Annotated in this window: 9 protein-coding genes; 7 read left to right on the forward strand and 2 right to left on the reverse strand. The window is 54.7% G+C overall.

From position 1 onward, the window contains the following. The 3 genes from GVL12_RS25305 to GVL12_RS25315 all read left to right on the forward strand — a co-directional run. Nucleotides 1–109 (forward strand): transposase domain-containing protein (locus tag GVL12_RS25305; protein WP_159918321.1); only part of this gene is annotated, 109 nt, incomplete at its 5' end. Nucleotides 110–264: 155 nt separating this feature from the next. Further along, on the forward strand, nt 265–477 hold the full coding sequence (locus tag GVL12_RS25310) for a hypothetical protein (protein ID WP_159918322.1): 213 nt from the start codon (nt 265–267) through the stop codon (nt 475–477). A gap of 422 nt (nt 478–899) precedes the next feature. Next, on the forward strand, nt 900–1,274 hold the full coding sequence (locus GVL12_RS25315; RefSeq protein ID WP_159918323.1) for a helix-turn-helix transcriptional regulator: 375 nt from the start codon (nt 900–902) through the stop codon (nt 1,272–1,274). 181 nt (nt 1,275–1,455) lie between these two features. Here the strand turns inward: GVL12_RS25315 and GVL12_RS26790 are convergent, their stop codons facing one another. Both GVL12_RS26790 and GVL12_RS25320 read right to left on the reverse strand, forming a co-directional pair. After that, nucleotides 1,456–1,701 (reverse strand): hypothetical protein, encoded by a 246-nt coding sequence (locus GVL12_RS26790; RefSeq protein WP_235033980.1) that lies wholly within the window; start codon nt 1,699–1,701, stop codon nt 1,456–1,458. A gap of 107 nt (nt 1,702–1,808) precedes the next feature. Then, a complete protein-coding gene (locus tag GVL12_RS25320) occupies nt 1,809–2,078 on the reverse strand; it encodes a hypothetical protein (protein WP_159918324.1) in 270 nt (89 codons plus the stop codon). Nucleotides 2,079–2,639: 561 nt separating this feature from the next. Here GVL12_RS25320 and GVL12_RS27130 point away from each other — a divergent pair. From GVL12_RS27130 to GVL12_RS25340, 4 genes are all read left to right on the forward strand, one after another. Then, nucleotides 2,640–2,858 carry a hypothetical protein gene (locus GVL12_RS27130; RefSeq protein WP_200844081.1) on the forward strand — a complete coding sequence of 73 codons (219 nt, stop codon included), beginning with the start codon at nt 2,640–2,642 and terminating at the stop codon, nt 2,856–2,858. Between the two features lie 349 nt (nt 2,859–3,207). Continuing rightward, nucleotides 3,208–4,116 carry a TnsA endonuclease N-terminal domain-containing protein gene (locus GVL12_RS25330; RefSeq protein ID WP_159918325.1) on the forward strand — a complete coding sequence of 303 codons (909 nt, stop codon included), beginning with the start codon at nt 3,208–3,210 and terminating at the stop codon, nt 4,114–4,116. Next, nucleotides 4,107–6,371: a DDE-type integrase/transposase/recombinase gene (locus tag GVL12_RS25335; RefSeq protein ID WP_159918326.1), complete on the forward strand. Its 2,265-nt coding sequence runs from the start codon at nt 4,107–4,109 to the stop codon at nt 6,369–6,371. Before GVL12_RS25330 ends, GVL12_RS25335 begins: the two co-directional genes overlap by 10 nt. A gap of 157 nt (nt 6,372–6,528) precedes the next feature. Beyond that, the gene (locus GVL12_RS25340; protein WP_200844082.1) at nt 6,529–7,296 is read left to right on the forward strand and encodes an AAA family ATPase; all 768 of its coding nucleotides are present in this window, start codon (nt 6,529–6,531) and stop codon (nt 7,294–7,296) included. Nucleotides 7,297–7,380 lie beyond the last annotated feature (84 nt).

Genomic DNA, 7,380 nt, shown 5'->3' on the forward strand with positions numbered 1-7,380 from the left:
TCCCTATGCGTATCTGAAAGACGTGCTCACGCGGCTGCCCACCCACAAGGCACGTGACATTGACCAACTGCTGCCGCACATCTGGTTGCCGCCTACTGCTACCGCATAGCGCCGACTCTGCGCAAGGACCGGACCGCGTGTGTTTGCTGCCCCCTTACAGTCTTTGAGCATCGTGTCCACGTAGGTTTCGTGGACACGATCTTGCTCAGAGGGATGTACCGCATCAAGATGGGATTATCGGACCCATGCAAGAAAGGTACTTGAATGACCAACGAATTTGCCCCCTTGCCGCAGCTGCCACTGACTTTTGCACAGCGTGAGAAGCTGGAATTCGAGCAGTCGATTCTGTTCAAACAGACCTACCGCGAGGAAGTGCCGCAGGCTGTCAAAGAGGCCCGATACGCGGCGATTTCAGAACTGCTGCTGGATGACGCGTGGATGAACTTCCCAGGGCCTGACCCCGATAGTTCGCGATAACTGACGCTTATCGCGCCTAGAAAAAAGCGCATTTAAAGGCGCTTCTTGCTTACTTCTTACCGCCACCACCGGGTGGGTTGTTGCCTCGCCCGCCTCCCGATGGTTCGCCTGTTTTACTCGGCCAGTTGGGGTTGTTTGGGGTGTTGCTCATGCTGCCTCCTGTGGTTGAGGTGAACTACGAGGGCGGGTAGGTCATTCGCCCTCACCCATAGTGTGCGCCAGATGGAACTGCACTGCACCCTGAGGCCAGTTTGACCGGCCCCCTTCTAGCCCGACCAATGTATAGGTAGTGAAGCCATCAGCGCCGAGCGTGAAAAATACTCGAGCGCCGACAATTGCGTAGCATCCACCGCTAGAAGCAGGGCCATCAAATTGCAAAATTGGTCTATGTTTGAACCATAAAGTCTTCTTGTAGGCCAAGTATGATCAATTTCGACGATGCGGATGTGCTGGACACCAGCAGCAAGGCGGTAAGAATCTCTTCAGGCACAGAGAGCGCCCTCGTGCAGCTGGGATACAGGCTTCGCGTCGCGCGATTGCGCCGACGAGACACCACTGAGACCGTGGCGCACCGCATTGGCGTGTCCCGCTCGACCTACAAGCGCATGGAATCTGGCTCCGAGGGAGTGTCAATCGGCGCCTACTTCGAAGCGTTGAATTATTTTGGCTTCTCATCCCAGCTGTTCGCACTTGGTGACCCAGCTCTCGACTCGATCGGCTTGGCATACGAAAACATGTCGCGAGCCAAACGCGGGAAAAGCGCAAGCGCTCGGGCCAACATGCGGCCGCAATCATGAGCCTGATCCAGTCACAGGCATGACCCATATGCCTGTCTCATGGAAGTGATCACGCCGTAGCCTACGCACCGCATCAGCCGGGAGGAGGAGTTGCTGCCGCATCACTGAAAAACTGCCCAACCGTAGCTATCGTTGATGATCAAAACGGGATCACCGAGTGCTTACTGCGAAAAGTTTCGACTTACGGCTTTTCTAGAAAATTCAATTTGCGCGACAGTCGGATTTGCCGCTCAGCGTACCGCTGTCGTTTCTGATGCTCATAGTCCTCAAGCAGGTTTAGCACCTGTTGCCAACGCTCCTGCTTTTGATCGGCAGTCATGCTGGGATAGCTCCCCATCTTCATCAGGAGGCTGTACTCGCGGCGCAACTTGCCTACCTGCTGCGGACTAAGAGGTGGGGCCGGTAGAGGGGGAGACTGCTCAATCAAGGTGCTCCTTCCGAACTTGTCATAAAACGCTGCCCTACCAGACCACCCTTGTGCACACCGTACCTGTTCACAAGATGAGATCGCCAGCCGCATATAGACAAGCTAATTCAAGGCCAATCCTGGGACTCCGGCAGGCCCATCCTAAGACTGTCGTTGTAGAGCATTAAAAGCCGTTCCAGCGGGACGTCCAATTCGCTGGCAGCACGCTCGATGAGACTGCGGCTGCACTCAACGAACAGCGCCGAAAGTAGCGCATTTGCTTCGACTGATGCTGCGCAGAATGCCCCTTTTCTAAAGCTGGCCTCCACGTCTTTTGACGTCACTACGGAGCCGTAAGGCACATTAATATGCGTGGCGATCATCGATTCGGCAGACATAGATACTAAAAGTCATTCAAGGCAAAAACCAAAGTATTTACGCTCAGCGCACAACTGGCCGCCCCGGTTTTATCGTCAGCTATAAATATCACAAAGCCATTCCAACAGGCTCTTGCGGGCACATCTAAGACTCTGGATCCATCCGCCACCTCAGTCGACCAACTGATTTTCCAGCGAAGTTCCGTACTCCATCCATTCGCTAAATTTAGCTCTGACGAACAGGGCGACTCTGCCGTCAACAGAACTCACACGTCAGCACCGCCCTCATAAGTTTCGCCAAGCTACCGAAGATCACCAATCATCGCATGAACGCCCGCCTCAGAAAAAAGCATTGCAACAAAATGAAAAAATATTTCATCGCATCAAATAAATTCAAATAGTGATATTTATTTTCACCCATCTATTTCATGACAGGCAAATCGCACTTCCGCCCCATGAAATTAAATGGATATTTTTATTACCCATCTCAATCAACCAAAAACAAATAGAAACTCAGCGCCAAAAAAATCGTTTCCTGGCCACGTACGATGAGAGAGGACGCACAACGGATCAAATCGCACCGTGCCAACAAACCACCTCACCCCTCCAAAACCTGAAGCTCAACATGAAGCGCCAGCGCCTTTGACATGGAACGATTTCCATGCCTCTGGTATTTCGGTGTCCGCTTGGGCGCGCGTCCGAGGCTTCAACCCTCGACTCGTGTACGAAATTTTGAGGGGTGAACGCAAGTGCTTGCGCGGAGCGAGCGCCCTGATCGCAAAGGAACTCGGCATGAAGTAGAGCTGTACACACTCTAAAAAAACACCACATTCCAGAGCCATGTGCTCATGGAATAAAAAACGCGGCCACAGACTGACATCCGAGGCCGCGTTACTCTGAAAGACTTGATCAGAGCTGCTATCAACACGCTCAAATCTATCCGTCCGTGAACGGAGGGTCAAGTCTTCTTTTGTGGATCTTTGTGGACGTGCTTGACCGCTCGACACAGGCCACAGATGCCCCGATGAGCCCCCTGCTGCCGCATTGCAAAGCAGCCGGGGTCCGTGCTCAACCTGGCCGCACAACCCTTCAAAGAACGCACGCCCTACGGGCGGACGGTGCATACGCACGTCCAAAAAGGAAGATAGAAATGAGAACCCAAAAACGCTTTACCCCCTCCGTCCTTACACGCTTTCTGCGTGATGGCCGAGGCACCGGCACCTATGCCGATTACATACCGTGGCATCGCGTCTCACGCGCAGACCCTTCCAGTCACGGACGATCGCACCTGCTCATCTGGCGCGACCGGCAGCGTGAGCTTTTGTCGGATGGCGAATGGACCGGGCTCAACTTCGCAGCGTTGTTGCCCAACGTGCTCGATCTGACAGAACAATTTCCACTGCACAGGGAGGACGCGAGCAACGAACTATCTAGATGGGACATACGTACAGACGACAAGTCTTACCCCGGAACCATGTCCATTGCGCAAATGCAAGGCATTCGACACCCACGACTGAAAGAGTTCGATACGGAGGAGATTTGGACTTGCACCACGGACCTCCTCTTGGTGCTGGGCACAAACGCTGGTCAAAAGGAGCTGCTTGCGGTTTCAATCAAGCAAGAGCCCATCAAAGCACTGAGTGAACGCGCCAAGCAGCTTCTGCTGCTTGAGAAAACTTACTGGCAACTGCGAGACGTCACCTGGCTATTGATCACTCCGGAGGAATACCAGAAGAGTGTTGGCCTGACACTCCGTCGCACGGCTCCATGGGGCCTGGCAGATCCCGTTGACAAGAAATCCATTGCGATAGCGCAGCAAGTCGCGCGAGCCAGGCCGTTCCATCCTTACTCAGACCTCATGGCCGACCTGTCGGATTGCTTCGGAGGTAGCAGTTTCCAGCCGCACGCTCAACAGGCCTTTTGGCAAGCCGTATGGCAAGGACTGATACCTATTGATTTACGTCGCGGCTGGCGGCCGCATCTACCACTCCAATTCATTTCATCCAGCGCCTTCCTTGCCCAGAACCCCATTGCCGCCCGGAGGTCAGCATGCCTCTGAGCCATAACCAGCCCTTCAAACTGCTTGAGGATGCCTACGGACTTGCAGCAGGCTTTTACCGTATGGTCTTCGCAGACCCGCAAGCCGACATTGCGGTTTGCGTGCTGATTCGCCCTGCGGACCCCACCTGCAGGAAGCCCGGCGGACGCCTACCCATCGCTCAGCCGAAGAGACTTGGTCAGACACGCAAAGTAGCTCAAGTAGGTGCCTTAAGTTGGATAAGCCACACGCTTTTACAGGAGCTATTCGACGGCCACGAGCTCGTTCCACAAAGCCTGGAACTGCATTCCATCTACTACCGTCCACTCGACGATCCGAAAGCCCAAGAAACCTTTGACCAGCGATGTTGCATCATGCAGGCATTCCTGGATTTTCCGCGGTTGCGGGAAAGCCTTCTTGTGCATAGAAACCTCAGTGGACTGGTGCAACAGACCATGAAAGCGCACAGCGTGAGCCAAGCCTACGTACGCCGGCTTTGGTCCATGCTTTGCACCTATGGGTTTACATCAATCAGTCTGCGACCACGCTGGGACCGCTGCGGAGGCAAAGGCAAGAAGCGTGACCTATCACCTGTCTTGACACGACAAAAATCAGGTCGAAAAACAAGCGGGCAAAGGCTATCCAAAGCTCTGTTCGGCACCTATGGGCTGCCCATACAACCGGGCATGAGCATCGCATGGCGCGCCATCATCCTCCAGGCTGACAAGAGAGTTCCTAGCCCGAAACCATCAATGCGCGAGCGCTATCGACAGATCATCGCCAGCCACTTTGCTAAAGCGAAAGCCTTTGAATCCAACGGCAAAATTGTCGATCGCCCATTAGTGCTAGGTGACTATCCCAACTACCAGCAAGTCAAACGTGTGCTCACAAAAGACATCCATTGGCTGCAGAGGGTTCTGGAAACAACCAGCCAAGGGCACTTCGACCGCACATTACGCGGAATGAAAAGTCGGGATTGGGAGGGCACGTCAGGTCCTGGCTATGTTTACGCGATCGACTCGACGATCGGAGACATCTATCTGCGCTCCTCTATCGATCCGTCTTGGATCGTTGGCCGCCCCATCGTTTACATCCTTGTCGACGTCTGGTCTACCGCGATTGTGGGCTTCTATGTCTGTTTGACAGGTCCCAGTTGGGAGACCGCGCAAGTCAGTCTATTCAATACCGTAACCCCCTCGAAGCTGCTTGGAGACCTTTGGGGATACGACATGCAGCCGTCGCTGTTTCCTGCCCCGACTCTGCCCTACACATTGCAATGCGACCGCGGCGAGTACCTCTCTAAACGGGCAAAAGCAACGGGCATGGATTTAAAACTGAACCTAGGCTATGCGCCGCCATTTCGACCGGATCTCAAAGGCATTGTCGAAGTGATGCATCGCATCCTGAAGAACACACAGTACAACTTCCTGCCAGGAGCAATGGATGCTCGTCGAGCTGAATACGATCTCCGTCGCTCCAATCCCGCAGAAGCGACGATGACGGTACGGCACTACATGCAGTACCTCCACGAGTGCTTCTTCCTCTATAACCTGACGGCAGATCGGTCGCACCGACTGGACGCTCACATGGTGCCCGCCGGCGTTTTCCCCAGTCCAGCCGGGCTATGGAGCTGGGGCCATGCCATGGGTATAGGTTATCGACAGGTGCGTGCCGAGGCGGAACTTATCAACCTGCTTCTGCCCACGTCTGACAAGGGAAGAGTTTCACGCTCTGGTGTCACGTTTTGCGGAAATGACTATCTTTCCCCCATCGTCGAAGCCGAGCAGTGGTCAACGATTGCACGCACATCTGGCAAGGGTCTGCACATTCCCGTCCAGTACTACCCAGGCTCCGTGTCCAAGATATGGACGCCCAACGTCTCCGGTGACGGCCTGATCAATCTGCAGATCTCAGACCTCGCTAGAGCATCGGAAGAGCTCACCCTCGATGAAATGGTGGATGCATTCGCCTACCAAAGACTGCGTGCAGCTGAAGTGGAGCACGAACGGGTGCTCAAAAGCGTGCAGGCCTGGCGGCGCATGCAGGCCATCAAAGCCTCATCCATCGCGCAGACGCGCATGGCGTTGGATCGTGCCCGAGGTCGGCAGCCGACGATAACCGAAGCTCGAGCAATGGAGGTCGCCTTGCAAGGCGCCACACCCACTGCAGAGATACGCGGCACGCGCAAGCTACTTTCAGAAGTAGAGACAACCCACATTGAGATGATGGAAGCGCTATGTGGCGAAATGAATGAGGAGCGAGGCAATGCAGACTGAATCGCCCCTCCACACACACGATCCCTACGCCGGAAATGTGCTGATCAAAGGCCTCGGGCCTATTCGAACACGTAGCGAACTAGGAAAACTGCTGATTGAGCTCCCCCCAAAGCCTCCGCCGGACATCGCGTCAGTTCCCCGCCATTTGCGCTTGCACATGCTGCTGAGACTCAGAGATCTGCACTTACCCAGTGCAGAGGAACTGTGCCTGCATGAGTCTATCGACTTGATGATCCGCCAGAACTACCGCTATATGGATCCGGCATCTTCCAGAACATGGAGCCTGATCAGCGGGGAGCCAGCCCAACAATGGAAACGCCCTGGCTCTCCAGCTTTTGGCGCGGCTGTGGAAGGAGTTTCTGGTGCGGGGAAAAGCGAAGCCATCCTGCGCTGCCTGAGCACCTATCCGCAGCAGGTCATCCAGCACAAGTCTTTTTTAAAAATGGCCAATGGCCTGCAGCAAGTGACTTGGTTATCCATAGACGTACCGGCCAGCGGCAGAGCCACGGATCTGGCGGCGGCGCTGATGACCGCCTGGAAAAAGGCTACAGGCAGCACACGCTTCGATAGAACCCTTGCTGGCGCATGGCGCAACGGACCTCAGATGCTAGAGGAATGGCGCCAAGTCGCATCCAGCCATTTTTTGGGATTGCTGCATTTGGATGAAATCCAGAATTTCTTCAAACTGTCCACCTTGGATCGTCGCCGCAAGCGTAAAAGTGGAGACGACTCGCCTGAGCTGAGCATCGTCGAGGACCAATGCATCAAGTGGATTCTGACCCTGATGAACACCTGGCAGATACCGCTGCTGGTCTCTGGTACGCCCGATGGCATTAGTGCGTTGACCAAGCGCCTCAGCAACGCCGAACGCATCGTCACCTCTGAATCACACCGGGTTTCGTGGAGGCATCAACTCTTAAGATGATGAAGCCATGAATAAGTCCAACAAGTTCTCTCCCGAAGTCCGTGAGCGCGCAGTGCGCATGGTGCAAGAGCACCGTGGGGAATA

It is taken from the genome of Pantoea sp. 18069 (assembly GCF_902706035.1).
Classification (GTDB): domain Bacteria; phylum Pseudomonadota; class Gammaproteobacteria; order Burkholderiales; family Burkholderiaceae_C; genus Comamonas.

What these genes read in the sequence shown, in the direction of transcription:
- GVL12_RS25330 (WP_159918325.1), top strand. Translation starts at nt 3,208, where the DNA reads ATGAGAACCCAAAAACGCTTTACCCCCTCCGTCCTTACACGCTTTCTG.
- GVL12_RS25335 (WP_159918326.1), top strand. Translation starts at nt 4,107, where the DNA reads ATGCCTCTGAGCCATAACCAGCCCTTCAAACTGCTTGAGGATGCCTAC.
- GVL12_RS25315 (WP_159918323.1), top strand. Translation starts at nt 900, where the DNA reads ATGATCAATTTCGACGATGCGGATGTGCTGGACACCAGCAGCAAGGCG.
- GVL12_RS25340 (WP_200844082.1), top strand. Translation starts at nt 6,529, where the DNA reads ATGCTGCTGAGACTCAGAGATCTGCACTTACCCAGTGCAGAGGAACTG.
- GVL12_RS25320 (WP_159918324.1), bottom strand. Translation starts at nt 2,078, where the DNA reads ATGTCTGCCGAATCGATGATCGCCACGCATATTAATGTGCCTTACGGC.
- GVL12_RS25310 (WP_159918322.1), top strand. Translation starts at nt 265, where the DNA reads ATGACCAACGAATTTGCCCCCTTGCCGCAGCTGCCACTGACTTTTGCA.